Annotated in this window: 1 protein-coding gene; it reads left to right on the forward strand. The window is 37.4% G+C overall.

Annotation, left to right across the window (positions count from 1 at the left end; translation table 11 throughout):
* A partial coding sequence (gene tnpA, locus I1A59_RS09485; protein WP_196092497.1) for an IS200/IS605 family transposase occupies window positions 1-441 on the forward strand: 441 nt, incomplete at its 5' end.
* Between the last annotated feature and the right edge of the window lie 94 nt (window positions 442-535).

Consider the following 535-nt stretch of genomic DNA (forward strand, 5'->3'; position numbering starts at 1 on the left):
ACATGGAATTGTAAGTACCACATAGTTTTTGCTCCGAAATATCGTAGACAAATTATTTATGGAAAATACAAAGCAAGTATTGGACAAATACTACGAGAATTATGTGAACGAAAAGGTGTAATAATTCATGAGGCAGAAGCTTGTAAGGATCATATTCATATGTTGGTAAGTATTCCACCAAAATTAAGTGTTTCATCGTTTATAGGATATCTTAAAGGAAAGAGCAGTTTAATGATATTTGATAGACATGCCAATCTCAAATATCGATATGGCAATAGAAAATTCTGGTGTAGAGGGTATTACGTAGACACAGTTGGTAGGAATCAGAAGCGAATAGAAGAATATATTCGTAATCAATTACAAGATGACGTGATAGTGGACCAATTAAGCATATTCGAGGAGTACGATCCATTCACGGGTCAGAAAAATATAAGGAAGTAGAACAGAAAGGGACCCGCTAGCCGGGTCAGCTGGAGAAGTGGTGCATAAGGGAGACCATTCGGACAAGCCTTTAGGTTTTGGCCGGTAATAGAGG

The sequence above is a fragment of the Streptococcus sp. NLN76 genome (assembly GCF_015686645.1).
Classification (GTDB): Bacteria; Bacillota; Bacilli; order Lactobacillales; family Streptococcaceae; genus Streptococcus.